Here is a 24,347-nt window from a genome sequence, read left to right on the forward strand (position 1 = left end):
GGTTCAGCCTTCCGTCGGGTCGGTGGGCTGGCGTAGGGCTTCGGCGATCGTCGTGAGCAGGTGGTGCAGTTCGTCGAGGCGTTCGCGGATGTCGGGTGGGGTGTAGTCGCTGTTGAGGGCGCGGGCGATCTGGTTGATGTTGACGCCGATGCGGTTGAGGGCGCGAAGGACCTGGGCGCGGAACATGTGCGTGCGGCGCCGGTCCTCGCTGAGCGGAAGGTTCGCCGTGAACCGGCCCGCGACGAAGGCGAGGACGATGTCGGCGGCGAAGCCGGATTCGCCCTTGTACCCATGCTCGGCAGCGGCCTCCTGGAGGCTGGTGTGCTCGTCGGGGGTGAAGCGCAGCGGGCCGACGCGGACGGTGCGCTTATCGCCGGTGAAACGGCGGATCATGGGCTGGGCGCTCTGCACGGCGGGATCGGCGGACACGCTGTCGAGGACGGCTCGCTGGGCGCTGTGGAGCGTGTCCGGGTCGGGGCCGACCCCGCCTTCCCGGTCCGGCGCGCCCTCGCGCCGGACCGTCTCCGCCACCCCCGGGGCGGAGATCCCCCGAGACCGGCCGCGAGTCGGACTCGGGGTACTACTGGCTCCGCCAGGAGCCGTCTTTCCGAACGCGCGCTGCCAACGGCTCCTCAGCGTATGCGACTTCGTCGTGGGTCCGGGCTCGTCGTACGCGGCCTCGGCGGGGTGTTCGATGTGTGTCACGGATGCTGCTCCGGGGGCTTCGGTATGGGTGGGCGTATTGCTGGCCGATCAGTCGGCGGGTGGTGGCTGCATTTCACGCTCGTCGCCAGGTCTGAGCGCTGGCGGGCAAAGGGCGAGGGTCGCAGGGTCGGGGTGGTCGGTACGGTTCCGACCACCCCGGTCTGCTCCGGTGCCCGGAACGGTCATTCGTCGTCCTGGCCGGTGCCGAGTTCCGACCGCAGGATGCGCATGGTCTGGGTCAGCCGTTGGCCGCCGACCCTGAGGCCCTTGTCGCGGATGGCCTGCTGGACGACCGCGCGGGATGCGCGTCCTTGTTCGGCGACCGCAATGCGCCCGATCTCGACGAGTTCCTCGACCGTGGCGTCGGCCGGGCGGCCCTTGCGGGCTGGGGGTGCCGGATTTTCGGACGGCGGTTCCGTCGGCTGTGCGGATATCGACGCAACGGTGGCGCCGGGCTCGGTGACGAGCCGGTGGATCTGTCGCATCAGCACGCCGAAGGCCAGGAGTGCGGCGGTCGGGGGAACCGCGGCGACGATGTAGTCGAGGAGGGGGACGGCGGCGGCATGGCCTGTTCCGCTCACCCCGGCGAGGTTGAGCGCTATGGATCCGACCGATCCGGCGGCGGTCAGGCCGATGGCCCACCAGTCGGCCTCGTTGCGCAGCCCCGCGCGGAGCATCAGCAGTTCGCCCGCGACGATGAAGGCGTCCAGCGTTGCAGGCCAGGTCCATTGGCGGAGCGGTGAGTTCCGAAGTCCGTGTTGTCCGGCGACCTCGGCGAGGTGTGCGTACGAGAGCCAGAATCCGCCGGCGGTGAGGACGACGATGACGGCTCCGGCGGCGGCGAGCGCGTATCGCTCGGCGGTGTGCTTGTTCATGCGGGGGTTCTCCAGGGGTGATGGCGGGTGCGATCACGGCCGTCATGTCGGGGGCGTACACGCGAACCCCCTTCTAAAGGGGGGGTCCGCGCGTGTACGCCTCGCTGCGTGGGCGGCGTGTACGATCGCGTGATCGTTTGACCTGCGGTTTCGTGTCGCGCGTGGACGCCTGGGCACGGTTCGTGTGGCGTGGTGCGGACAGGGCCGCGTGTACGCCCCCGTGTACGGTCCGGGCGCGGCGACGAGGGTGCGGTCAGCCGACGGCGATGTGCAGGTTGGAGACCTGGTAACGGGCCTGCTGGCCGCCTCCGGTGCCGCCTGCCGCTCCTTCGGTCTTCCTGGCCAGTCCGGCCTTGGCGAGGCGGTCCAGATGGCGCCTGGCCTTCTCCACGGCCGCGCGGTCCGGGTTGGCCTGGCTGCTCAGGATCGCGGCGAGGTCGCGGGTGGTGAGCCCGTCCGGATGGGCGCGCAGGATGGCGACCGGGTCGAAGGTGGGCTCGATCGTCGTGGTGCCGTTCGCGTGGTCGTGGATGACCTGGAGGGGGCCGATCTCGCCGGTCGGGGTCTTGAGGTGGTGGACCGTGACGGCGGGGTCGCCAGCCTCTCCGGCGATGAACAGGACGCTGCCCGCGCCGGAGGTGATCCACGTGGAGCCGTAGACCCGGTCGAGCGTGGGGCGCTGACCGCGCGGGGCGTCGGCGAGGGCCTTGCGTTGGTGGTGGAGTTCCATGATCTCGACGCCGTTGCGCAGCGCGCGCATGCGGGCGTTGTGGAAGGCGACGGCGAGGGCGTCGTCCACGAGGGTGCTGACCGCGTCCTTGAGGCTGTCGATCACGATGGTGTCGGCCTGGTGGGCGGCGGCGAGGTCGGCCAGCAGGTCGGGTTCCTTGTCGAGAGTGGCGGGCAGCGGTCCCTGCCAGACGGCGAGCCGGTCGCGCAGGACCGCTTCGTGCTGCGGCTCGATGTGGCGGGCCATGGCGTGAGCGATCTGCTTGGGATGGTCCATAGCCAGGTACAGCACCCGCTCGCTCGGGCTGACGGGCATGTCCAGGACGGTGTCCTGGAGGCCGAGGCGAGCGAGGATCACCTGGTGGGCGAGTGTGGTCTTGCCGACGCCGGGCGGGCCGACGATCATCAGGCTCTCGCCGGAGGACCAGGCGGTCTGCTCGCGGGTGCCCCACAGGGGGTCGGTGTCGGCGCCGGTCTCGGTGACGAAGCGCCACCCGTCCACGAGGTAGCGGGACAGCCGGCCGTTGCCGGATGCCAGGGCTCGTTCGCGTTCGGCCCGCAGCTCCGCCTCGGCGCGCTGCGTATCTCGTCGGGGTCGGCGCCCGGTTCGCCGGCCAGTTGCACGGTGCGGATGCAGTTCTCCCGCAGGCGGCGCAGGTCGGCCTTGCGGCGGACGATCCCGGCGTAGTGCGCGGCGTTGGCGACGGTCGGCGGCGCGCTGGCCAGTACATGGAGGTAGGTCGATCCGCCGACCCGGTTGAGGTCGCCACGGCTGGGGAGGAAGTCGCCCAGCACGATCGGATCGGTCGGGGCGTCCTCGGCGCGCAGGGCGAGGATCGCCCGCCAGATGGTCTCGTGCGCCGGGCGGTAGAAGTCCTCGGGGACGAGGACGGCGCGCACCTCGTCCACGGCCTGGTGCCGGAACATGCCCGCGCCGAGGACGGCCTGCTCGGCGACGAGGTCATTCGGGGGTTCGTTCACGGCCGGGGCGGCTGCCGACGGCCGTGATGGCGTATCCGGCTCCGAGGCCGTACGCTGATACACGGAAACTCCTCACCTGGCGGGCAGCGGGACGGCAATCCCAGCCCAGCCGGTCTTGATCGTTCGTGGGTACGGGCGGTTGTTGAGGTTTCTGCTTCAGCTCCCGGCGTTCGTAGCGCCGGGGGCTTCTTCGTTCTCTCCTGCGTGTTCGTCGGTGTCCGGGGGCCCTACGAGTGTACCAGGCGCATTGCAGGATGACTAGCTTGCATTCTGCTCCCGAATGAGCTTTACTACTTGAGGCCCCGCCCGTGCCGTCGCCCGACGGCCCGAGACGAAGGAGGTGGACGCGATGGCCGAGGAAGGAGCGGCCCGATCTGCCGGGCCCGAACGCCCCCTCGCGGAGGATTACGTCGCGCAGCGCATCAAAACCGAACGCGAGGTGCGGGGCTGGAGCACGGTCACCCTGGCCGAGCGCATGACCGCGGCCGGCCACCCGATCAACCAGTCCGCGATCTGGCGCATCGAGAGCGGCAAGCCCCGCCGCCGGGTCAACCTCGACGAGGCGCTCGGCTTCTGCAAGGTCTTCGACATCACCCTCGACGACCTCACCGCCGCGCCCGACCACATCGCCAACCCGAAGGTCCGCAGACTCGTCGGCGAGTACGTCGAGCAGTGGAAGCAGTGGCGAGCCCTGGGCAAGGCCATGGACGCCATCCAGGCCGAACTCCGCGAGTACACCGAGGCCCACCCCGATCAGGACGACCTCGTGAAGGCCCTTCTCACCCACGAGCTGGCCGTCGCATCCAACGGTGAGTTCCGCCACCACCTCGGTGCCCGCCCCAAGATGCAGAGCTGGCTCCGCACCCCGGACCAGGGCACCGCGTCGTAGTCCAGACCCCCGCCTCCGCCGGTGCTACGAACACCGGCGGAACAGCTATGTCCTCCCGCACCAACAGCACAACCGCCCGTACCCACGAATGAACAAGACCGGCGAGACCGGGGTTGCCGCCCCGACGCCTCGCCAGGAGAGGTTTCTGCCTTGCACTCCAACGACCTTCCGGTCGCCCAGATCGCCCGCCTCCTTGGCGTTGCGGAAGAAGACCTCCGGGCGCTCATCGCCGCCCGGGGCGGATCGGACGGCGATCCCACCCTCGTCGCCCTCACCGTCGCTGAAGCCGCCCGCCGCATCGGCATCAGCCGCACCAAGCTGTACGAGTACGTCTCCTCCGGCCAGATCCCCTCTGTGAAGATCGGCAGCCTCCGCCGCATACCCGCCGAGGCGCTGGCTGCTTTCGTCGCCCGGCAGGGCGGCGACGCCTCCGGCTTCACCACCGCGGCGTGAGGGAAACGAACATGGCCAACTCCCGCCAGCCTAACGGCGCCTCGTCCATCTACCTCGGTAACGACGGTCGGTGGCACGGCCGCGTGACCGTCGGCATCAAGGACGACGGCACCCCCGACCGCCGCCACGTCTCCCGCAAGACCCGGGCCGAGGTCACCAAGCTCGTCCGTGAGCTGGAGAAGCACCGCGACGCCGGCACCGTCGGCAAACCAGGCCAGGCGTGGACCGTCAAGGCGTGGCTCACTCACTGGATCGAGAACATCGCGCCGATCAGCGTCTCCGAGAACACGATCGCCGGCTACGAGGTCGCCGTCCGCGTCCATCTCATACCCGGGCTGGGCGCCCACCGGCTCATCAAACTGGAGCCGGAGCACCTGGAGCGCTTCTACAAGAAGATGCAGGACGGCGGCAGCAAGCCCGCCACCGCTCACCAGGCCCACCGCACCCTCCGGGTCGCCCTGGGCGAGGCTGTCCGTCGGGGGCACCTCACGGTGAACGTTGCCAAGATCGCCAAGGCGCCGCGCCTCGAAGAGGAGGAGATCGAGCCGTACTCGGTGGAGGAGGTGCAGCGCATTCTGCTGGCGGCGGGTAAGCGGCGCAACGCAGCCCGCTGGGTCATCGCCCTTGCCCTGGGCCTCCGGCAGGGCGAAGTGCTCGGCCTCCAATGGTCGGACGTCGACCTCGACGGGGGTGTGATCCGCGTCCGCCGAGGACGCCTGCGGCCGAAGTACGCCCACGGCTGCGGCGGGGAGTGCGGCCGGAAGCCGGGCTACTGCCGCCAGCGCACCCAGATCCGCCGCGAGACCAAGGACACCAAGTCCCGTGCGGGCAAACGTGCGATCGGCCTCCCCGACAAACTGACCAAACTGCTGCGCCAGCACCGGGATGTCCAGGCGCGCGAGCGAGCGACGGCGCGGCAACTCTGGACGGAGAAGGGCTACGTCTTCACCTCACCCACCGGCGAACCCTTGATCCCCAACACCGACTACCACCACTGGAAGGAACTGCTCCAGGAAGCCGGCGTCCGCGACGCCCGCCACACCGCCTCCACGGTTCTCCTGCTCTTGGGTGTGCCCGAGCGCATCGTGATGGCGATCATGGGCTGGTCCTCGGCGTCCATGGCGAAGCGCTACCAGCACGTGACGGACCCGCTGCTCCAGGACACAGCGCAGAAAATCCAAGGCGCGATCTGGGGCTCAAGCGGCGAGCTCTCCGGATAGGCGTCTTTGGCACCAAATTAACCGGGCGGCCCAGGTGAGTGGGCCGCCCGGTTAGAGGCCAGACGACACCGGCGCCAGCCCGATGCACTCATCTGCCGTACCTACGACAGCCCAGATGCTCGTCTGAATATGGTTCGATGCCGGCGTTGTTCTGAGCTGGATCCGGTGGGACACATACGCTTCGAGAGTTCCTGTTTGGTCTTCTTAGGCAGCGGCGCGATAGAGGAGCCGAGCACCTCCACCGTTTCGCTGTCGGAAACCAGCAAGACTGGGGCTAGTTTATCGACCAAGTCGATGGGCGCACTGTCGGGATCACGTCCGGCCAGCGCAGAGAGGATGACAGCGCCGCGGCGCGCAGCCTGCCGATCGGTGGCTGCTGCTTCGAGGCATATCTCCCACAATGCCGACTGGTCAGAGCTTGCTCTGATGGCCGCTGTGATCTGCTCTTCCTCCCAGCCGTCGCCGGCGATCGTGTTTTCGAGGTAATCGGTGATGGCCTCGGAGCTGAGGGGATTTCCCTCGATCAGCTTAAGTAGAGCATCAAGGTCATCGCCAGCGCGAAGCAGTGCCGAGGTCAGCACTCCAGCGTCAGCCTGGGCCGCTTGTTCGGCCAGAGCAGGGCACCGACCGCGAGCCTCGGCCAAAAGATTGGCTTGGATTTCGGGAGCTGCAATCGGCCAGAGATTCGGGGCCCATTCCCAGGACTCGTCCGAACCTACGAGCAAGTGCTCCAGGAAACGGCTGCCGAGTACGTCGCGTGCTTCGGGTCGTGTCGAACCTCGCATTGTCTGGTCGCGTGCATCGATCGTCAGACTGTTCCATTGGCCAGCTATGTGGTTCAGCCAAGGACCATTGACAGCTGACTGGTCGGCGTATCGAGCAGCGAAGTCTGCAGGGATAACGGCGTATCCTTGGTTGATGCTGCTTTGAAGTTGGTTCAGTACGCCTGGCAGGTGCTCAGCGCGTGCTTCTTCATCGCGGAAGATCGTATGGAGGCTTCCCAACAGCTCGCCTGCTAGGCCGGGCGCCGGGGCGTTCCCCGCAAGTGGCGTAGGGAGGGCCTGTACCAGGCGAGTGACGATCGACTGTCTGGTCACCATGCCGCGATTAGTGGCCAAGACGGCGGGCAGCCCCATACGGCTCACACTGCCAGTCGGAGTTTCCTTGTCTACACTTGTGAGCAGTGCGTTAAGGCAAGCCTGAGCCGCCGTGGCCATCGCTCCGCTGTCAATCCCATCGCACCGTTGCAGAAAGGCGAGGAGCGCCGAATACGTTGCGTTCACGACCTGTGCGGGCACTGTATCTCCGGCCAGTTCGCCAGCGATGCTGGTCACGCAGTCAGCGGCGTCGGCGTGGGGCAAGTCAGCAAGGATCCTTTCCGCCACTGCCATGAGTTCGGGGGCGGTGATAGCGGATTGCGCGACAGCCTCGGCAATAACCGAACTTACAGACCGGTCGGCCTCTGCGCTCGGCTCTGCTCCGACGTGCGGCAGCCACAACTTCAGCAGATTCGAAGCTTCGACCGACGACTCAACCTCATCGTCATCAGTGAGAAATTGAGCGATGTTTTGGGCCAATTGGCCTGCGAGTGTTGTACCTGCTTGGTCTGCGTCACCGAGAGCCGGACCCCAGCCATCGTTGGGGAATCTAGGGTGTGAGAGCAGAGCCACTCGAGCGCGCGCGATTTCAAGAGGCGCATTATCCCAATTGACCGCGAGACCCTCTAGGATTGGCCTTTGCCAATTGTGCTGGTGGTCATCTTGAAGCGTCAGTGCGGAGGCTTGGGACATCGCGGCGGTGTCGCCGTGGCGAGCGGACATTCCCAGCAGAGCCCCATACGCCTCCGGCGGCCAGGCATCATGGTGGTTTTCCGAGGCCAGCCATGACTTTAGGTCGTCTTCTGTGCCCGATCTGACGAGATCTCCGAAATAGCTAGCGATGGAGGGCGCGAGCGCAAGAGCCTCGCCACTGCCTGACGGCAGACTCAACAGTGCTACTGCCCAGGCTCGTTGTTCCGGCTCCTCGGCGGGGCGTTGCGTCAGCCCGTCCAGCAGCTCCGGATGGTGCGACGGCTCCGTGATGGCGAGCAGCGGAACCAGGTGGTGGCTCGCGAGCGGAGTGGTCATGTCGGATCGCCGGCGAGCGATCTGATCGGTTAGCGCAAGGAGGGCGCGACCCGTGTCGTCAATCGGAGCCACCAGATGAGCTGCGAGATCGGGCAACTGTCCAACAGCGAGCATCGCGGCGGCGAGGGCGTTGTCGAGATCCAGCCCCCGGCGCACTTCACTGATTGAGTCCTTGACTGCCCGGAGGACGCGTTCCCGTTGAGTGTGGTCTGTAAGGTGTTCGATCAATGCGTCGCTGTCGCGCTGGATCAACTCCGTGCGAATAGCGGTCGCTGTCTCACTACCAAGTTGGCGGCTGGCCGGAGTTGATCCCAGGGTGAACAAGGCGCCGAGCTGGGGAGGCCGGCGGCCACGGGTGCGCGCTGCGGTGGCACGGAGGTAGCTCAGGCCTGGCCAGCGCGCGGTATCCATCCGTCGACGCTCCCCGCCAGGGGCTAGATAGTTCTTCAGCAGGGGGTTATCCAGGGCTGAGGAGGAGCCGAGCAGACCCTCATCGAGTAGCGGCAACAAGTCGTGCTCTGCAGCTATGCGGTCGTACAGCTCTCGGTAGTCGTGTCGCAATACGACTAGGCGGGCCAGCTCCAGGGGATATCCAGTGACCTCGCCGGGCGCGATGCGCGGTGGTCGGGAGGCCGAGGGGATTTCACGGCGCGAAGCCAGGTGATAGTCGTTCAAAAATGCGTTGAGAAGGCGGATGGCGTGCCGAGGATCGCGGACCTGCGGGTGGACCAAAATCTCGATGACGTCCTGGACTCTTCCGCGATCGCCGAGACGGTCGACGACCGGATGAGGGCTCGGGTTCAGCAGCAGATGCTCGGCGTAGACCCGAAGGTCGTGGTCTAGATGGGCGGGGAGGGTGAGGCGGACAGTGAACAGCTTGTTCAGATACTCCTGTGCCGCCTCCTCCGTGGCCTTGCGTTGGGCCCCCGTGAGTTCGTCGTCCCGTGACTCACTTGGCACGGTGAGAGCGTCACCCCGTGTCTCCTGCGCGTCGTGTGTAGCGAGCAGATCGTCAGGAGCCCGGCGCGCGAGACCAGGGCGCACACCCATAATGGCCTCGCGGATGACGTCCTCGTCGCAGGAAATTACGAACACCGGTTTGCGCTTGCAATGCGTGCCCGCCAAAAGCAGGCTCCGGATGGTGGTCAGGGCCTCGAGTACCTCGGTTGCAGTCAGACGATCGATGTCATCGATTGCCACGACCAAGCGCTTCTTGCTGTGATCGATCAGCCGTGAGAACACCTGCTCAAGGTCGTCGGTGGAGTCCGGGCGAGGGCTAGTCACGGTGATGTCGTAGCCCCTGAGGACTTGCTGAGCACCCTCCTTGGCAGCGCCAATTACGCCGGCGACCACCGCAGCACTGAAGATGACCGTGGAGACCGGGGCCGCGCCGCGGGCTGCGAACCACGCCCACGGGTCGACACTGTGCCCCACTCCTGCCCGATGCCCTACGAAGACCGCGAGTACGCCCAGCAGCCACACCATGGTGAACATCGCTGCGATCCAGGCCGCACCCGCGCCCATCGCGACTGCGTATCGCTCGAATTCGGGCTTGCCGGGCTCTCCGGCATCGCGTGTCGACCGTTGAACCGTGCGCTGCCGCGCCCCCTCCAGACACGCCCGTTCGCTCTTACGGATCTCGTCGGTGAGGAGCCCTTGCCGGTGCGCGGCATCGATCAGGCCGTACAGCATCGCGCGCGCCCGAGCCGTCCCACTGTGGTGCTCGGCACTGACTTGAAGCACAGCCCACGCGGGGTTTACGCGCAGGTGCTCGGTCAGCAGTCTGACCACGGACGATTTGCCGCTACCGAAGGGGCCGAGCAGCCCGATCGCGAGCGGGTGCTCAGCAGCCAACACCACCTCAGAGAGTTCCTGTGCGACCGACTCATGGTCGAAACGGTCCTGCTCTCGCTTGGTGATCGCCGTGTCCTCGATCAGCCACGGTCGCGGCTTGACGCCCACGTACTGCCCCCTATTTCGTACCCTGGGCGGGCATACTACGCGCGCCTACCGACAACTCGTCCAAGCGCCAATGGATCATGAGCGCCAGGAGAGGGGCGTGTCTTCGGCGGGTCCTAGCATCCTGCTTTGGTCGTTCGGAGAGGGCGTCTGTGTGCGCATCGTCGATCCTGACGGCGCGTGCGTTAGGGATGGTTCGCATTGAGGTCGACTCGTCGCTGTGCTCATCGAAGGCCACGGCTCCGAGTGGTGCCGAAGGGCGGGATGCCGGCGGACAGGCGTACCGCGCAGTGCGTCACCCCAGCGAGGGACGCAGGTGCCGAGACGGAAATGGTCTGGGGCCGTTCACGCCGGTGCGCCTACGCGCGCGAGCCGTCAACTGAGACCAGAACTGAGACCACAGACACCGCTGGCCCCCACCGCGAACGGTGGGGGCCAGCGACGTATTGCCCGGTGAGAGCAAGTGCGGAGGATACGAGATTCGAACTCGTGAGGGGTTGCCCCCAACACGCTTTCCAAGCGTGCGCCCTAGGCCACTAGGCGAATCCTCCGTGGGAGAGAGTACAGGGCGGGAGGGGGTGGGTGCGAACTCGATCGGGGGTGGGGGGATCGGGTAAGGTTGGCGGCAGCCCCTCACGTGGCGCTATCTCGCTGAACTCCCCCAGGGCCGGAAGGCAGCAAGGGTAGGTGGGCTCTGGCGGGTGCGTGGGGGGTCTTCGCATGCCCGGGGGCGGGTGGGTCGGGGGGCTTCTTCGGGGGTGGGGGAGGCTGACTCGGGGTGGGATGTCAGTGGGCCCGGATAGGGTCGTAAGCGTGTCCCTCGCTCTGTATCGCCGCTATCGTCCCGAGACCTTCGCCGAGGTCATCGGGCAGGAGCACGTCACGGACCCGCTGCAGCAGGCGCTGCGGAACAACCGGGTCAATCACGCGTACCTTTTCAGCGGGCCGCGCGGGTGCGGGAAGACGACGAGCGCGCGGATCCTGGCGCGGTGCCTGAACTGCGAGCAGGGGCCGACGCCGACACCGTGCGGGGAGTGCCAGTCATGCCGTGACCTGGCCAGGAACGGGCCGGGGTCGATCGATGTGATCGAGATCGACGCGGCGTCGCACGGCGGTGTGGACGACGCCCGTGATCTGCGGGAGAAGGCGTTCTTCGGGCCGGCCGGCAGCCGGTACAAGATCTACATCATCGACGAGGCGCACATGGTCACCTCGGCGGGGTTCAACGCCCTGCTGAAGGTCGTCGAGGAGCCGCCCGAGCACCTGAAGTTCATCTTCGCCACCACCGAGCCCGAGAAGGTCATCGGCACCATCCGGTCGCGTACGCACCATTATCCCTTCCGGCTGGTCCCGCCCGGCACGCTCCGCGACCATCTCACCGCGGTGTGCGAGCGTGAGGCGATCCGGGTCGAGGACGGGGTGTATCCGCTGGTGGTACGGGCCGGCGCCGGTTCGGTGCGCGACTCGATGTCGGTCATGGACCAGTTGCTGTCCGGTGCGGGCGCCGACGGTGTGACGTACGGGATGGCCACCGCCCTGCTCGGTTATACGGACGCGGCGCTGCTGGACGATGTGGTGGACGGGTTCGCGGCCGGTGACGGCGCGGTGGTCTTCGAGATGGTGGACCGGGTGATCGAGGGCGGCCACGACCCGCGCCGGTTCGTCGCCGACCTGCTGGAACGGCTACGGGATCTGGTGATCATCGCGGCCGTGCCCGACGCCGTGGAGAAGGGGCTGATCGACGCCCCGCGCGAAGTGGTGGAACGGATGGCGGTCCAGGCATCGGTCTTCGGGGCCGCGGAGCTGAGCCGCGCCGCCGATTTGGTCAACACCGGGTTGACGGAGATGCGCGGTGCCACCTCGCCGCGACTCCAGCTCGAACTCATCTGCGCGCGCGTGCTGTTGCCAGCGGCGTACGACGACGAGCGGTCGACGCAGGCGCGGCTGGAGCGCCTGGAGCGGGGGATCGCCTCGGGCGCGATCGGACTCACCTCGGCGCCGAATTTCGGCGGGGAGGCCGGCGGTATTCCCACCGGGCCGGGTGGAGCCGCGGCGGCGCGTGCGGCGCTGGGTCGTACGGGGGCGGAAGCGGGTCACGCGGCTCCGGATGCGGGACGGCCGGATGCGGGACGCCAGGACACGGGGCGGCCGGATACGGGCCGGGTCGACGCGGGCCGGGGGGAAGGCCAGGCCGCTGCCCCCGCTCCGGTCCAGGCGCCGCCCCCGCCGTCCCCGCAGGGCGGTCCCGCCCAGCCCCCGGCGGCACCGTACGACGCCCCGCCGGTGGACGGACCCCCGGCCGCTCCCCGTCCTGGGGCCTGGCCGGTGTCCCAGGGCGGCGGTACGCCTTCGCCCGGGTCGAGCCCTTCGGCCCCGGCCCCGACGCCGCCCCCTCAGCAACCCCCCGCCGCCGCACCCCGCCCCGGTGCCTGGCCGACCACGGCCGGTCCCGGCGTACCCGCGGCACAGCAGCCACCCGCTGAACGCGCGCCCGCCCCGCCAGCACCGCCGGCCGCCGCTCCCGCCGGCTCCCAGCGGACCGCGCAGATCGTCGGCGATCCCGCCCGGGTACGGCAGATGTGGCCGAACATCCTGGAAGCGGTGAAGAATCGCCGCCGCCTGACCTGGATGCTGCTGTTCAACAACGCCCAGGTTGCCGGGTTCGACGGCGAGACGCTGCAGATCGGGTTCGACAACCCCGGCGCCCGTAACAGCTTCACCAACAACGGCAGCGAGGACGTACTCCGGGCGGCGATCAACGACGCGCTCGGCGTGGAGTGGCGGATCGAGGCGATCGTCGACCCGTCCGGCGGCGGGGGCGGCGGCGGGAGTTCGAGCGGTTACGGGGGGCCCGCGGGTGGTACGGGCGGGTCCGGTGGCCCGGGCGGACCCGGCGGCTTCGGCGGTGGCGGGCCAGGGGGGCCCGGGGGTTCCGGCGGCCAGGGCGGCGGCCCCGGGGGCGGCGGCGGTTCGCCCCGCCCGCCCGCCGCACCGCAGGCGCAGGCGCAGGCGCAGGCACCGGCGCAGCCGCCCGCCGGGCCCTCCACGTACGGCGGCGGCGCGCCCGCGCAGGCCCCGTACGGTCAGGGGTCGAACGGAAGCGGTCCCGCGGGTGCCGCCCCGGCCGGGCCCACCACCGAACGGGCCGCCCAGCCCTCCCACCGGCCCGCCGCCAGGGCGTCCGGCGGTTCCGAGGCGCCGCCGCCCCCGCCCGACGACCACCCGGACTACGCGCCGATCGAGGACGACATCCCGGAGGATGACGACCCCGGTCTGATCGACTCCGCGCCCAGCGGCCACGACCTCTTCATCAAGGAACTGGGTGCCACCGTGATCGAGGAGATCAGCCATGGCTGACGCGACCGCGATACCCCGCTGACCCGATGATGCGCCGGACCGGGCGCGGCGCCGTACCGCCGTACCGCTCGCGGTGGACGCGACATCGCGCCGATCCTCCGTACGGTGTAGGGCGCTGCGTCGTGCGAGCACGTAGGCTCGCCCTGTCATCCGGTCCCGGGTCGGTCGGCATCCCAGCCGCACCCACCCGCCGGACCGGCCTATCAGCACTGGAGCACCAGCAGCGGAGCACCAGCACCACCACGCGCGCACCCGGTTCTTCCGCACCGGCGCACCATCACACCCGCACAGCCGCACGTCAGGAGCGAGACCATGATCCCCGGTGATCAGCCGAATATGCAGGCGCTGCTCCAGCAGGCCCAGAAGATGCAGCAGGACCTCGCCGCGGCCCAGCAGGAACTGGCCGACGCCGAGGTGGAGGGCTCAGCGGGCGGCGGCCTGGTCAGGGCGACGGTGACCGGCGCGGGCGAGCTGCGCGCGCTGGTGATCGACCCGGAGGTGGTCGACCCGGACGACACCGAAACCCTCGCCGACCTGGTGGTGGCCGCCGTCCATAACGCGAACGAGGCGGCGCAGCAGTTGCAGCAGACCAAGCTCGGCCCGCTCACCGAGGGACTTTCCGGCATGCCCGGCCTGCCGTTCTGACCCTCGGGCACCCTGACCTCCAGATCCACCGATCCACCGATCCACCGGTTCGCCGGCCAGTGCAACGCAACCAGTGAAGGAAGGCGCGTCGGCGTGTACGAAGGCGTGGTTCAGGACCTGATCGACGAACTCGGCAGGCTGCCCGGCGTGGGTCCGAAGAGTGCGCAGCGGATCGCCTTCCACATCCTGCAGGCCGACCCCGCCGATGTACGCCGCCTCGCGCATGTGCTCTCCGAGGTCAAGGCGAAGGTGCGGTTCTGCGTGGTGTGCGGGAATGTCGCGCAGGACGAGCAGTGCCGCGTGTGCCGTGACCCGCGCCGTGACCCCTCGGTGATCTGCGTGGTGGAGGAGCCCAAGGACGTGGTGGCGGTCGAGCGCACCCGTGAGTTCCGGGGGAAGTACCACGTACTGGGCGGCGCGATCAGCCCGATCGACGGTGTCGGTCCGGGCGATCTGCGGATACGGGAACTGATGGTCCGCCTCGCGGACGGTACGGTCACCGAGCTGATCCTGGCGACGGACCCGAATCTGGAGGGGGAGGCGACGGCCACGTATCTCGCCCGGACGGTGAAAGCCATGGGGCTGCGGGTGACGCGGCTGGCCAGCGGGCTCCCGGTGGGCGGCGATCTGGAGTACGCGGACGAGGTCACGCTGGGGCGGGCCTTCGAGGGAAGGCGGCTGCTCGATGTCTGACACCGCGGCGAACGAGAACGCGGCCGGCGGGACCGACGGGACCGGCGTGCCCGGTGACACGACCGAAGACGCAGCCATAGGTGTGACCAAAATCTCGGACGAGAACGTGACCAAGAAGCTCAACGAGAACGTGAAAAAGAGTGTGACGAAGAACGAGACGAAGAACGCACCGAAGGGTTCCTCCGCTGGCGCCGAGGAGCCGGACGAGTTCGCCGTCCAGATCACGGACCAGATCGAGAGCTTCATCCTCGCGGTCCGTGAGGTGGCCAAGGGGGACGACCCCGACAGCGCTGTCCCGTACCTGCTGCTTGAGGTCTCGCAGCTGCTGCTGGCCGGCGGGCGGCTCGGCGCGCACGAGGACATCGTGCCCGACGAGCGCTATGAGCCGGACGTCGGTCCGGAGCCGGACGAGGACGATCTGCGGCAGCGGCTGGCCGCGCTGCTGGAGCCGATCGACGTCTACTCCGAGGTCTTCGACCCGTACGTGCCCAGGTCGACGCCGGTGGCCTGCCGCATCTCGGACGACATGGCCGATGTGGTGGCCGATCTCACCCACGGCCTGGCGCACTTCAGGTCGGGGCGGATCTCCGAGGCGCTGTGGTGGTGGCAGTTCTCGTACCTGTCCAACTGGGGGTCGACCGCGAGCGCGTCGCTGCGGGCGCTGCAGTCGCTGGTGGCGCACGTACGGCTGGACAGCCCGCTGGACGAACTCGACGGTCTGGACACCGGGGGCGAGGGAGACGACGAGGAGCAGCTGGCGAAGGAAGCGGGCCAGGTGATGGAGGCGGAGCTCGGGACGATCGGGCGGCGCGGCCGTCAGTAGCGGGCTGCGCGCCCGGGTACTTGATCACGGGCTGAACGCCCGGTCTCACCATGCGATACGTACCGGGCGTACCGGTACCGCTCGTTAAACTGGGCCGACCGCATTCATCCCTGAGCGAGGAGCGCACGTGGGCCTTGTCGTGCAGAAGTACGGCGGCTCCTCTGTCGCCGATGCCGAAGGCATCAAGCGGGTCGCCCGCCGGATCGTCGACACCAAGAAGGGCGGCCACCAGGTCGTCGTCGTGGTGTCGGCGATGGGCGACACGACGGACGAACTGATCGATCTCGCGGAGCAGGTCTCGCCGATCCCGGCCGGGCGCGAGTTCGACATGCTGCTGACCGCCGGCGAGCGGATCTCCATGGCGCTGCTGGCGATGGCGATCAAGAACCTCGGCCACGAGGCGCAGTCCTTCACCGGCAGCCAGGCCGGTGTGATCACCGACTCGGTGCACAACAAGGCCCGGATCATCGATGTCACCCCGGGCCGGATCCGTACCGCGCTCGACGAGGGCAACATCGCGATCGTGGCCGGGTTCCAGGGCGTGTCGCAGGACAAGAAGGACATCACCACGCTGGGGCGGGGCGGTTCGGACACCACGGCGGTGGCGCTGGCCGCCGCGCTGGACGCCGAGGTGTGCGAGATCTACACGGACGTCGACGGAGTGTTCACCGCCGACCCGCGGGTGGTGAAGAAGGCGCGCAAGATGGAGTGGATCGCCTTCGAGGACATGCTGGAGCTGGCCAGTTCGGGATCGAAGGTGCTGCTGCACCGCTGCGTCGAGTACGCGCGCCGGTACAACATCCCGATCCACGTCCGGTCCTCGTTCTCCGGGCTTCCCGGCACCTGGGTCAGCAACGAGCCGCCGGCGGGGCACCGGCCTCTCCAGCGTTCCATGCCGGGGTCGAGGTCGTCGGGATCGGGATCGGGATCAACCGCAGGGTCAACGCAAGGGGACAAGTCGATGGAGCAGGCGATCATCTCGGGTGTCTCGCACGACACGTCCGAGGCGAAGATCACGGTCGTCGGGGTGCCGGACAAGCCGGGCGAGGCGGCGACGATCTTCCGGGCGATCGCGGACGCCGAGATCAACATCGACATGGTCGTGCAGAACGTGTCGGCGGCGGCCACCGGCCTCACCGACATCTCCTTCACACTGCCGAAGTCCGAGGGGCACAAGGCGATGGAGGCGCTGACCAAGGCGCAGGCGGTGATCGCCTTCGACTCGCTGCGCTACGACGACCAGATCGGCAAGATCTCGCTGGTCGGGGCAGGGATGAAGACCAACCCCGGAGTCACCGCGACCTTCTTCGAGGCCCTGTCCAACGCCGGGGTGAACATCGAGCTCATCTCAACCTCCGAGATCCGCATCTCGGTCGTGACGAGGGTCGACGATGTGAAGCCGGCGGTACAGGCGGTGCACTCGGCGTTCGGTCTGGACAGTGACAGCGACGAGGCCGTCGTTTACGGGGGCACCGGCCGCTGAGGCGGGCGCCGGTCGCGGGCTGGCGCGAGGCGGTCGGGCGGCGGTCGCAGGGCTGTCGGAAGGCGGTCGGAAGCAGTCGGGCGCCGTCGGAGTCCCTTCGGAGACGATAGGAACGCGGGATTGTAGGGGCCGGCGGGGTCGGCCGGAAATGGTTTTAGGAGAACGACGCGGGGCGCGACGGTGAAATCGTTGCGCCCCGCATGCGTGTGTGACAAAACCGCAGGTCTGGACCACTTGTACCTTCCCACCCGCGCGTTGGACAATTTGCTCTCCCTCGGCTGCAACCGACCGCCGCGGGGGAGCGTCTTTGTGTCAGCGCATTGCGCCTGTGGCGCGGCACACCGAGCGTGATCCGGGGAAAACGTCGGTGCAATAAGGGCATTGAGGAAGAGCTGGTACGCATGGGGATAACTGGCGCTCCGCGGGGCGACCTGTCTTGCGCGTACAACCCTGAGGGGGGGATGCGTGTCCAACAGGCGTGGCGGAGGCTTTGGGCATCGAGACGGTATTCGGACGACGGGGCGGGACGCTCGCGCCGCCGCGGGCCGGTGGTCTGCCGGTGATCGCGCCCTGGCCGGTCCGGGTGGCCGGGACTACCACCACCGTCGACAGTGGGGACGCTGACACCGCGATGGCAGTCGGCACCACGGTCGACCATCTCACCGAGACCTATCGAGCCCACTACCGCTCCTTGCTGGGCCTGGCGGCACTCCTGCTGGACGACACCGCGTCCTGCGAGGACGTCGTCCAGGAGGCGTTCATCCGGGTGCACTCGGCGCGCAGCCGGGTCCGTGATCCCGAGAAGACCCTCGCCTACCTCCGGCAGACCGTCGTCAACCTTTCGCGATCGGCGTTGCGCCGCCGCATCCTGGGCCTCAAACTCCTTTCCAAGCCAATGCCGGACATGGCCAGCGCGGAGGAGGGGGCGTACGAGATCCTGGAGCGTGATCAGCTCAAGGCCGCCATGCGCCTGCTGCAGCGCCGGCAGCGCGAGGTGCTCGTCCTGCGCTACTTCGCCGACATGACCGAGGCGCAGGTGGCCGAGACCCTCGGGATCTCCCTGGGCTCGGTGAAGGCGTACGGTTCACGAGGCCTCGCGGCGCTGCGCGTCGCGATGGAGGCACCGGCATGACCACCCCCAACGCTCCGGACGACGCACACGGTATGGATTCGCACAGCTTCCGGAAGACCCCGGCTCCAGACGATCGCCCCGGCGAGAACCGCGGCGATGACCTCGGCGACCGCTCCGGCGATCAGCCCGCAGACCGCGTCGTCAACCAGCCCGCAGACCGCTCCGGCGACGACCCGGGCAGCGGCTTCGGTGTCTTTCGCGATCTTGGCGACCTCCGTGATCTGGGCGACCTCGGCGACCTCCGTGATCTGGGCGACCTCGGCGACCTCCGTGATCTGGGCGATCTCGGCGACCTCGATGGTCCCGGTGGCTCTGACGAGACGGTCGAGGGGGCCGCGCTGCGCAGGCTGATGCAGGAGGCGGTCTCCGGCCTCCAGGGCTCGCCGGACGCGCTCGACCACCTGCGCCGGGCCATCCCGATCCGTCGCCAGCGTCGCAGGCAGGCCCTGGTCGGAGCGGCGGCCGCACTGCTGCTGGCGGGCATGGCCATGCCCGCCCTGCTGCGGGCCACCGGCACCGGGCGCGGAACGGGCACCGCGGCGGCGAGCCTGCCCAGTTCCCACATCGGCGCTCCCGGCGAGGACGGGCACACCACCGCCTGGGGCGCCTCCGGCGATCCCTCCGAGCATCCCTCCCCGGGCGGACCGAACAGCGGGCCGAAGCAGGCGCCTCCCACCACCGGGGGCACCGCCGGCGGGCCTTCGAGCCGGCCCAGGAGCCCCTCGGACACGGTCACGCCCGTCCCGGAGTGCTCCAGCTCCCAACTCGGCCAGGGCGCCAGCAACGCCGACGCCCCCGACTCGGGCGGTACGGTCTACGGCTGGTTCCGCGTCGCCAACGTCTCCGACAGCGCGTGCACGGTGCCCAGCGGCGGCGTCGTCCAGGCGGTGGCCGAAGGGGCCGCCGACCCGTCCAGGATCCAGATCGTGGACCACACCGCGGGCGACGCGGCCAGCGGGTTGCCCGCCGCCCCCTCGGGCGGACCCGTCGTCCTCAAGCCGGGCGAGAACTACGAGGTCGCCTTCGCGTGGGTGCCCGCGAGCGACGGACCCGGCGGCTGTCCCGTTCCCCCTCCTCCCACCACGACCCCCACCACGCCGCCCGACTCGCCCACCCCGACCGACACCACCGGTACGGACCCGGGCTCCACCGACACCGGGGGTACGGGCCCGGGTCCGGGTTCAGGGCCCGACTCCGGATCGGGGTCCGGTTCCGGTTCCGGCTCCAACTCCGGGGCCGGCTCCGCCAACTCCGTCTCGACCCAACTCGGCGAGGACGCCCCTGTGTCTCCCGCGTCGGGCAGCGTCGCCCTGAACCACACACCCGCCGCCGGCGCCCCGGTGGTCGACGGCCCCGTCATCCAGGACGCCTGCGCCGGCACCGTCTACACCACCACCGCCATCCCGGAATCGGGCGACCCCCCGGCGTCCTGACCCGGCGTCCCTGACTCGTCGAGCCGGCCGGGGCTCGGCCGGGGCTTCCTGGTCGGCGGTCCGCGGCGGACGGTACCGCACTCGGGGTTCCTTCCCCCGGGGCCGGTTACCGTCCCGGCGGTGGGCCCCCGTACCGTGGTGGGTGTGTACCGGTTCCTGCTCACTCGCGGCTGGCTGGCGGTCAGCCTGCTCGCCCTGCTGGCCATCCCCTTCTGCGTGTTCATGGGGAGCTGGCAGCTGAGCCGGTTCGAGGGGCGTGTCGACCAGGACAAGAACGCCAAGCACGACCAGCATCAGACCGCCGTCGCCGCCCCCGTGCCACTGCGGGAAGTGCTGCCCGGCACCGGGTCCACGATCTCCGGCGACGACTCCGGGCGGATCGTCAGCGCCACCGGCCGGTACGACGCCGGGCGCCAACTCCTCGTCCCCGGCCGCACTCTCGACGGGCACGAGGGCTTCTACGTCCTCACCCCGCTGCGGGTGGGCGGTGGCGCCGCGCTGCCGGTGGTCCGCGGCTGGCTCCCCGGCGACGCGTCCGCCGCCGAGCGGTCCCATACCGTACCGCCCGCCCCGATCGGTGAGGTCACGGTGGTCGGGGCCGCGCAGTACCCCGAGTCCACCGACACCAGCGAAGCGCAGACCGGTGTGCTGCCGTCCGGACAGCTTGGCATGATCAGTGCGGCTTCACTCGTCAACATCCTCCCTTATCCCGTGTACAGCGGCTGGATCACCGCCTCGCAGCCTGCCCCGCCGCTCAAGGCGGTGCCGCCTGCCGCACCCCCGGACAGCGGCCTGGACCTGAAGGCGTTCCAGAACCTCGGCTACACCGGGCAGTGGTTCGTCTTCGCCGGCTTCGTCGTCTTCATGTGGTTCCGACTCGTCCGGCGCGAGGCCGAGACCCGGTCGGACGCCGCGCTCGGCCTCCTCCCGGAAGGGGAGGGACCCGAAGGGGACGGATCCCAGGACCGCGCGGAGCCCGAGGGCGCGGAGCCGGAGGCGGTCTCCCCGGCTCCGGCGAGCTAGGGCAGCAGCTGACCGTCGGCGCTACCGGAGCCGGCCCGGTGACCGGCTCGGGAAGCGAAACTAAGCGCGGCCCGGCGCCGTGGCCCAGTTCCTGCTCCGCCCCCGTCTGTCTCGCGCTCGGGTGGTCCGGACCCCGCCGGTTCGGATCACCCGAGCTCGCCGCATTCCGTCCGGTCAGCCGCCCACGTGCCGCAGCGCGAAGGCCAGTTCCAGCCGGACCTGCTTGATCCGCTCCTCCACCACCAGTGAGCCATGGCCGGCGTCGTACCGGTACACCTCGTGCGGCTTGTCCAGCTTCCGGAGCCGCTCGACGTAGTTGTCGATCTGGCGTATCGGGCAGCGCGGGTCGTTCATACCCGCGCTGATGTAGACGGGCACCGCCACCTTGTCGACGTAGCTGAGCGGGGAGGACGCCTGGTAGCGCTCCGGGACTTCCTCCGGGGAGCCGCCGAAGAAGGTGCGGTCCAGGGACTTCAGCGCCTCCATCTCGTCCGCGTAGGCGGTCGGATAGTCCGCGACCGGGACCGCGGCTATGCCTACCGTCCAGGCCTCCGGCTGCGTCCCCAGACCGAGCAGGGTCAGATAACCGCCCCAGGAGCCGCCGGTCAGCACGAGCCGGTCCGGATCGGCGAGCCCGGAGGAGACCGCCCACTCGCGCACCGCCGCGATGTCCTCCAGCTCGATCAATCCCACTCGGTGCTTGAGGGCGTCCGTCCACTCGCGGCCGTAGCCGGTCGAGCCTCGGTAGTTGACCCGGACCACCGCGAAGCCGTGGTCGAGCCAGGCGGCCGGCCCGGCCGCGAAGGCGTCGGAGTCGTGCCAGGTCGGGCCGCCGTGGATCTCGAAGACGGTCGGGAACGGGCCCGCCGCCCGGTCCTTTCCGGCCTCGGGGTCCGCTCCGGTCCCGGTCGGCCGCTGCACCAGCGCGTGGATGGGCCCGCCCGGCCCGTCCACCCATACGTCCTCCACCGGCACCGAGTCCGGAGCTCGCAGCCCCGGCGCCTCCAGCACGGTGGCGCCGGTCGTGGAGCGCACCACCGGAGGACGCTCGGCGGACGACCACAGATACTCCACCGTGCCGTCCGGCCGGGCCGTCGCGCCGCCGATCGAGCCCGCCGGGGTGTTGAGCGGTGTCAGATCCCCGGTCGCCAGGTCGTAGCGGAACATCTCGCCGCGGGCGTGGAAGTCGTGCACGACCAGCAGCGCGGAGCCGTCCGGATACCACTCGGCGTGGACGTCGCCCGGCAGGTCGATGGTCAGGGCGACCTCTTCCCCGCTCGCCACGTCCCAGATCATCGGCAGCCAGCGGTCGGCCCGCTGATGTCCGACGAGCAGCCTCGTGTCACCGGGCACAGGCGCGAAGCCGAGGCAGTCCAGGCCCAGTTCGCGAGTGCCGCCTGCGGTGTCGTCCAGCTCGGCGACGGTCGAGCCGTCCGCGACGCGGACGACACGCAGCGCGCTGTGCATGGCGTCGCCGTGCTCGGTGTGCTCGATGACGACGAGGGTGCCGTCCTCCGACAGATCCCCGACGCCCGCGGATTCCGCGTGCCGGTAGATCTCATACGGCGCGGTCGCGTCGGGACGCACCACGTGGACGGAGGTGCCCTCGTCGTCGGTGGAGCGGCCGATCACCGCGATCCCGCCGACGCCCAGCGCCAGCCCCGCCGGGTAGGAGGGGGTGAGTTCGGGCGCGGCCGGTATGTCCTCGCCTCCGCCGAACGGCTGCTTCATCCAGACGCCGAACTCGTCCCCGTCCGTGTCCGAGAACCACCACACCCAGGTGCCGTCCCGGCTGAGGGCGCCGTCCGTCGTTCCGTTCGGCCGGTCGGTCACCTGGCGGCGGCCACCCGTCCCCCGGTCCCACGCATACAGTTCATACGTACCCGTCACGTTCGACACGAACAGACTGCGCTCCGGGGCATCCTCAGCCCACTCCGGCAGACCGACGCGCGGCGCGCGGAACCGCTTCTCCCAATCGGGCATGGACCCGCTCGCGGGTCCGGTGATCTCGTTCATGCCCCCATCATGCTCTGCCGCACGCACATTCGGTGAGATGGCCTTCGCAGCCTGTGGATAACTTCCGGCCGCGCTTGCCCCATCCGGGCCGTCCGTTGTGCCCGTTATGCCGTCCGCTACCGCTCCCTCCGGCCGGTTCTCCCCACCGTTCTCCCCTATGTCTTTCTACGCGCCCGGGGCCGGCTGGTCGGCTGTTCCGCGCACCACGACGACGGGGCACGACGCATGAAGTGTGACCATGTGACTGACGGAGCCGAGCAGCGTCGCGCGGAAGGTGCCGTGGCCGCGAACACCCACCACGATCAGCTCGGCGCCCACCGCCCGGTCGAGAATGGCCTGAGCCGCGTTGCCCATCACCACGACCTCGCTCACCGGCGCGGCCTGCTCACCCGGCAGCGCGGTGGCCACCGCGGCGGAAAGCGCCTTGCGCGCGGGCTCCTCCAGATCGATGTCCGCGGGCAGCTCGGGCAGCCCGGCCCAACCCATCGCGGCCGGCAGCTCCCACGCGGTGACCGCTTCGAGCGTCGAACCGGTCAGGGCGGCCTGGCGGGCGGCCCAGCGCAGTGCTTGCAAGGACGGTTCCGAACCGTCGACGCCGACCACGATCCTGCCGGGCGCACCCACCGACTCACCCGTCAGCGGGGCGGCCACCGGGCTTGGCTGCTCGCCGGCCACCGATCCGGTCGGCTCGCTCGACGGCGAGTCCGGCAGCTCGCCCTCCGGATCGGCAAAAGGCTCGACCATGGCCGTCTCCTCATACTCTTTCGTATATACGCGGATGCGCACGACGACCGGCTGCCCCCGAGCCGCTGCCGCAAACACCAAGTGGAATTCCTATAATCCATATAATTCCCGGACGATAAATTTCATGGAATTCATTGTTTGCGGCATCAGCCCCGGGGGATGATTGCGAATGAGCCTCTTGGGCGGGTGCGGTCGGCAGACAGGGGACAGCCGACGCCGGCCAAGTGGCGTGAGGGCCCACCGCGATATCCCGCTACGCGGTCGGTCCGAATACCCGGCGGCGGTCCCGCCCCGCCGATGGCCCGGACGGCCGGTCCGGGCGGGGCCGTTGGTCCTCGGCGGATTCCGGAATCCGATCCGGGATTACGGGTGCGCCGCGACGCATCCGTCCAGCATCGGCCCCAACTCCTGGGCGACGGTGGTGAGTGCCCGGATGTTCTGTTCCGAGCGGGAGATGAGGATGGCGCCCTCCAAAGCGCTGATCATGAGGGTTGCGAGAGAGGAGGATCGGGCAGATGGCACGCCCATTGCGGTGAGCGCCTCGGCGACGGGGGCGTTCCAGGTGGCGAAAGCCGCGGCGGCGGCTTCGCGGGTGGACTTGGTGGACTCGGCGCAGTCAACCGTCGCCGCGACCACCGGGCAGCCGGGGGCGAAGCCGACGGTTTCGAACTCGTCCGTCCACTGACGCACCATCGCAGCGAACAGTCGGCTCGGCGTGGGCTCCTCGGTCATGGCGGCGAGGAAGCGGCCGATGCGTTTGGCCGCGTAGCGGCCTCCCCAGGCGACAGCCTCGTTGACCAGTTGCTCCTTGCCACCGGGGAAGTAGTGCTGGAGGGAGCCGCGGGGTGCCTGGGCGTGGGCGGCGACATCGCGCATGCCGGTCGCGTTCACTCCGTCGCGGCGGATGAGCTGGGCGGCGCTGAACACCAGGCGTTCGCGGGGGCCGTGCGTGGGGCGCGCCGAACCGGTGCCGCTGGAGGGTCCGGAGCCGGGCCGGGACCCGGACCCGTTGTCCAGCGTCGCGTGCCCGCCCAGGGGCTGACCTGCCGATGCCGCCATTG

17 protein-coding genes, 1 tRNA gene, 1 other RNA gene and 1 pseudogene are annotated in these 24,347 nt (G+C 69.4%); 12 read left to right on the forward strand and 8 right to left on the reverse strand.

Annotated elements, in window-relative coordinates:
* Positions 1–3: 3 nt before the first annotated feature.
* The 3 genes and pseudogenes from ACFO3J_RS30790 to ACFO3J_RS30800 form a co-directional block, all read right to left on the reverse strand.
* Positions 4–531: a MobC family plasmid mobilization relaxosome protein gene (locus ACFO3J_RS30790; RefSeq protein WP_386436459.1), complete on the reverse strand. Its 528-nt coding sequence runs from the start codon at positions 529–531 to the stop codon at positions 4–6.
* A 356-nt stretch (positions 532–887) separates the two neighbouring features.
* Positions 888–1,580, reverse strand: coding sequence for a DUF2637 domain-containing protein (locus tag ACFO3J_RS30795; protein ID WP_386436461.1), 693 nt, complete (start codon positions 1,578–1,580; stop codon positions 888–890).
* Between the two features lie 253 nt (positions 1,581–1,833).
* Positions 1,834–3,353: pseudogene (locus tag ACFO3J_RS30800) on the reverse strand (DnaB-like helicase N-terminal domain-containing protein).
* 286 nt (positions 3,354–3,639) lie between these two features.
* Between ACFO3J_RS30800 and ACFO3J_RS30805 the strand changes: the two are divergent.
* From ACFO3J_RS30805 to ACFO3J_RS30815, 3 genes are all read left to right on the forward strand, one after another.
* Positions 3,640–4,179 (forward strand): helix-turn-helix domain-containing protein, encoded by a 540-nt coding sequence (locus ACFO3J_RS30805; protein WP_386436464.1) that lies wholly within the window; start codon positions 3,640–3,642, stop codon positions 4,177–4,179.
* 150 nt (positions 4,180–4,329) lie between these two features.
* Positions 4,330–4,632, forward strand: coding sequence for a helix-turn-helix domain-containing protein (locus ACFO3J_RS30810; RefSeq protein ID WP_386436467.1), 303 nt, complete (start codon positions 4,330–4,332; stop codon positions 4,630–4,632).
* Between the two features lie 11 nt (positions 4,633–4,643).
* Entirely contained in the window at positions 4,644–5,852 is a 1,209-nt protein-coding gene (locus ACFO3J_RS30815; protein WP_386436470.1) for a tyrosine-type recombinase/integrase, read from the forward strand.
* A gap of 101 nt (positions 5,853–5,953) precedes the next feature.
* On the opposite strand, the gene ACFO3J_RS30820 is transcribed toward ACFO3J_RS30815, so the two are convergent.
* Together ACFO3J_RS30820 and ACFO3J_RS30825 are read right to left on the reverse strand one after the other, a co-directional pair.
* A complete protein-coding gene (locus tag ACFO3J_RS30820) occupies positions 5,954–9,940 on the reverse strand; it encodes a P-loop NTPase fold protein (RefSeq protein ID WP_386436473.1) in 3,987 nt (1,328 codons plus the stop codon).
* A gap of 463 nt (positions 9,941–10,403) precedes the next feature.
* Positions 10,404–10,488, reverse strand: a tRNA-Ser gene (locus tag ACFO3J_RS30825).
* A 73-nt stretch (positions 10,489–10,561) separates the two neighbouring features.
* On the opposite strand from ACFO3J_RS30825, the gene ffs reads away from it, so the two are divergent.
* The 9 genes from ffs to ACFO3J_RS30870 all read left to right on the forward strand — a co-directional run bounded on the left by ffs (position 10,562) and on the right by ACFO3J_RS30870 (position 20,526).
* Positions 10,562–10,658, forward strand: an RNA gene (gene ffs / locus ACFO3J_RS30830) — signal recognition particle sRNA small type.
* Between the two features lie 62 nt (positions 10,659–10,720).
* Entirely contained in the window at positions 10,721–13,294 is a 2,574-nt protein-coding gene (locus ACFO3J_RS30835; RefSeq protein ID WP_386436475.1) for a DNA polymerase III subunit gamma and tau, read from the forward strand.
* Positions 13,295–13,606: 312 nt separating this feature from the next.
* On the forward strand, positions 13,607–13,939 hold the full coding sequence (locus tag ACFO3J_RS30840) for a YbaB/EbfC family nucleoid-associated protein (protein WP_386436478.1): 333 nt from the start codon (positions 13,607–13,609) through the stop codon (positions 13,937–13,939).
* A 93-nt stretch (positions 13,940–14,032) separates the two neighbouring features.
* Entirely contained in the window at positions 14,033–14,632 is a 600-nt protein-coding gene (gene recR, locus ACFO3J_RS30845) for a recombination mediator RecR (protein ID WP_386436481.1), read from the forward strand.
* Between the two features lie 142 nt (positions 14,633–14,774).
* Complete coding sequence (locus tag ACFO3J_RS30850; RefSeq protein ID WP_386436897.1) at positions 14,775–15,455, forward strand: DUF5063 domain-containing protein; 681 nt, start codon at positions 14,775–14,777, stop codon at positions 15,453–15,455.
* 127 nt (positions 15,456–15,582) lie between these two features.
* Positions 15,583–16,938, forward strand: coding sequence for an aspartate kinase (locus ACFO3J_RS30855; RefSeq protein WP_386436484.1), 1,356 nt, complete (start codon positions 15,583–15,585; stop codon positions 16,936–16,938).
* Positions 16,939–17,416: 478 nt separating this feature from the next.
* Positions 17,417–18,070: a SigE family RNA polymerase sigma factor gene (locus ACFO3J_RS30860; RefSeq protein WP_386436487.1), complete on the forward strand. Its 654-nt coding sequence runs from the start codon at positions 17,417–17,419 to the stop codon at positions 18,068–18,070.
* Positions 18,067–19,503 carry a hypothetical protein gene (locus ACFO3J_RS30865; protein WP_386436490.1) on the forward strand — a complete coding sequence of 479 codons (1,437 nt, stop codon included), beginning with the start codon at positions 18,067–18,069 and terminating at the stop codon, positions 19,501–19,503. Before ACFO3J_RS30860 ends, ACFO3J_RS30865 begins: the two co-directional genes overlap by 4 nt.
* Positions 19,504–19,647: 144 nt before the next feature.
* On the forward strand, positions 19,648–20,526 hold the full coding sequence (locus tag ACFO3J_RS30870; RefSeq protein WP_386436898.1) for an SURF1 family protein: 879 nt from the start codon (positions 19,648–19,650) through the stop codon (positions 20,524–20,526).
* 174 nt (positions 20,527–20,700) lie between these two features.
* On the opposite strand, the gene ACFO3J_RS30875 is transcribed toward ACFO3J_RS30870, so the two are convergent.
* The 3 genes from ACFO3J_RS30875 to ACFO3J_RS30885 form a co-directional block, all read right to left on the reverse strand.
* Positions 20,701–22,542: a S9 family peptidase gene (locus ACFO3J_RS30875; protein ID WP_386436492.1), complete on the reverse strand. Its 1,842-nt coding sequence runs from the start codon at positions 22,540–22,542 to the stop codon at positions 20,701–20,703.
* Positions 22,543–22,707: 165 nt separating this feature from the next.
* On the reverse strand, positions 22,708–23,166 hold the full coding sequence (locus ACFO3J_RS30880) for a universal stress protein (protein ID WP_386436900.1): 459 nt from the start codon (positions 23,164–23,166) through the stop codon (positions 22,708–22,710).
* Positions 23,167–23,649: 483 nt separating this feature from the next.
* Positions 23,650–24,345 carry a TetR/AcrR family transcriptional regulator gene (locus ACFO3J_RS30885; protein ID WP_449343662.1) on the reverse strand — a complete coding sequence of 232 codons (696 nt, stop codon included), beginning with the start codon at positions 24,343–24,345 and terminating at the stop codon, positions 23,650–23,652.
* Positions 24,346–24,347 lie beyond the last annotated feature (2 nt).

It is taken from the genome of Streptomyces polygonati, from assembly GCF_042650325.1.
In the GTDB taxonomy this organism is placed as follows: Bacteria; Actinomycetota; Actinomycetes; order Streptomycetales; family Streptomycetaceae; genus Actinacidiphila; species Actinacidiphila polygonati.